The following is a 2,246-nucleotide window of genomic DNA, read 5'->3' on the forward strand; positions in this document are numbered from 1 at the left end:
GGCCGGCGCGGCCGGGGCGCTGGCCGCGCCGCTGGCCGGCCGCATGGCCGACCGGCGCGGGCCGGAACTGGTGACGCGCGTCGGCGCGGGCCTGGTGCTGGTGTCGTTCGCGGTGATGGGGTTGATGCCGTTCGTGCCGCCGCAGGCGCAGCTCGGGCTGCTGGTCGCGAGCGCGATCGGCTTCGACCTCGGCATCCAGGTCGCGCTGATCGCGCACCAGACCATCGTCTACGGCATCGACCCCGGCGCGCGCAGCCGCCTGAACGCGGTGCTGTTCACGACGGTGTTCATCGGCATGGCGACCGGCTCGGCGCTGGGCAGCCTGGCGCTGGCGCACTGGGGGTGGATGGCGGTGACGGCGCTGTCGGCCAGTGCCGCGGCGCTGGCGCTGGTGGTGCGAATGTGGCCGAGGCGCACCGGTGCCACCCGGTAGACGGAACCGGAAGGCTCAGTGGCCTGCGGCTTCGACCTGCAGAAAATAATCCAGGCGCAGCGGATCTCCACCCGGGTCCGTCACCCCCGCCATGACACGCAGCGTGTACTCCCAGCGGGCCGCGAGCGGCGCCAATGGCGTGACGGTGACTCGCTTGCCGTTGAGGCTCACCTTCACCGGAACGTCCTCGCGCAGGCCATCCTGCCGGGAGTAGCCTGCCAGAGAGACGCGGCCTGCCAGAGAGGCCGCATTGAGCTCCTCGCTGAAATCGAGGCTGAACACCGTGTCGAGCGGTACGCCGGTCTGGTAGGCAGGCGGCGAGGTCGCGACGATCGACGGTGGCGTGCCGTCGACCTTGAAACTCAGGAGGGCAGGCTGCACCGGGTTGCCGACCAGGTCGGTGACGGTGGAATTGACGGACACGGTGTAGGTGCCGTCCGCCAAGGTGCCCGGATACAGGACCATCACGCTGCGCTCGTACGACAGTGACACAGGTATCCGGACGCCCTGCGGATCGCGCAGGTCAATGACGTCGCTGTCGAACACCGTCAAACTGTCCAGGGGTTCGTCGAACCCGATCTGGATCGAGCCGTAGCGCGGGATCGCAGGCGTCAGCATCTCGACCTGCGGCCCGCGGGTGTCGGTGGGCACGCCTCCCGTGCGCGCAGCCACGAGCAGGCGGTGCGACGTCGACAGTCCGGCGGCCGTGCCGACGACCACGTCGGACCTCACCAGGCCGATGCCCATCGCATACCAGGCATCTTCGACGCGGGTCTCGACGCCGGACGGCAACCCGCTCGAGGAGATGCTCGTCTGCGTGACTTCGGTGCGTACGTGGGCAGCCGCGTCGAATGGGCCCGCATCGGTCTGCACCGATTCGAAACCGATCACCCGTACCTGCGACGTGACCTTCACCGATTCGTTGCGGCCGTCGCCATCGAGATCCTTGCCGAGATCGATGGTCTGGTCGACCTGCGTGAATCCGTTTCCACCGAGCAGCGGGAATTGCAGCACGTCGACTCTCGGCCAGATGAACGCGCCGAGCGACGGGTACGTCGCCCTTCGCCATTCGGTCAACGCGGAGTCGGAAAGCTGCATCCAACGGTCTTCGAGCACGAGGCCTTTGTCGAGCGACGCGGTGCTCACCAGAACCACATCGTGCCCTTCCAGCCGGTCGTGCCCTTGCGCTTCCACCCGTTCCAACGAGGCCTTCGCATCCCCTGCGTCCGACCACGTGCGGTAGATCCAGCGATCACCGACCGACAGCGGCGTGTAGCGCTGGTTCTCGCCGGTCGGCGGAGCATCCGAGCCTCCTCCGCCGCAGGCGGTCAGGGCCATGGCCAACGTCAAGCCCAAGCCCCTCATCGACTTCTTCATTCCATCCTCCCGCGGGCCTGTGGCCCTTGTTTTTCCTCGGGCGGCAGGCTACCACGGCGACATCAGCGATCCCGGTTGCGGAACGCCAGCCAGCCCGCCACCGCGGTGAACACCACCACGAACAGCACCACCACCAGGAAGCCGTGCTTGTGCTCGCCGAACGGGATGCCGCCGACGTTCATGCCGAAGAAGCCGGTCGTGATGTTGATCGGCAGCGCCAGCACCGTGACCATCGTCAGCGTGAAGAGGCTGCGGTTGGTCTGCTCGCCGACCTGCGCGGCGATCTCTTCCTGCAGCAGCTTGATGCGCTCCTGCAGCGCCGCGAGGTCGCGGATCACCAGCGAGAACTCCTCGGTGGCCTGGCGCAGTTCATCGAGGTCGGTCGCCGCCACCCACGGCGGCGGCTGGCGCAGCAGCCGGAACAGCGCGCCCGGCT

The 2,246-nt window shown here is 68.2% G+C and carries 3 protein-coding genes; 1 reads left to right on the forward strand and 2 read right to left on the reverse strand.

Features of this window, described 5'->3' with window-relative positions:
* On the forward strand, positions 1–433 hold a 433-nt coding region (locus AC1DXV_RS33950), incomplete at its 5' end, for an MFS transporter (protein ID WP_477937966.1).
* A gap of 15 nt (positions 434–448) precedes the next feature.
* On the opposite strand, the gene AC1DXV_RS33955 is transcribed toward AC1DXV_RS33950, so the two are convergent.
* Together AC1DXV_RS33955 and AC1DXV_RS33960 are read right to left on the reverse strand one after the other, a co-directional pair.
* Positions 449–1,810 carry an Ig-like domain-containing domain gene (locus AC1DXV_RS33955; RefSeq protein ID WP_477873468.1) on the reverse strand — a complete coding sequence of 454 codons (1,362 nt, stop codon included), beginning with the start codon at positions 1,808–1,810 and terminating at the stop codon, positions 449–451.
* A 62-nt stretch (positions 1,811–1,872) separates the two neighbouring features.
* On the reverse strand, positions 1,873–2,246 hold a 374-nt coding region (locus AC1DXV_RS33960), incomplete at its 5' end, for a CorA family divalent cation transporter (RefSeq protein WP_477937967.1).

This window comes from Rhizobacter sp. P3_C12 (assembly GCF_056402735.1).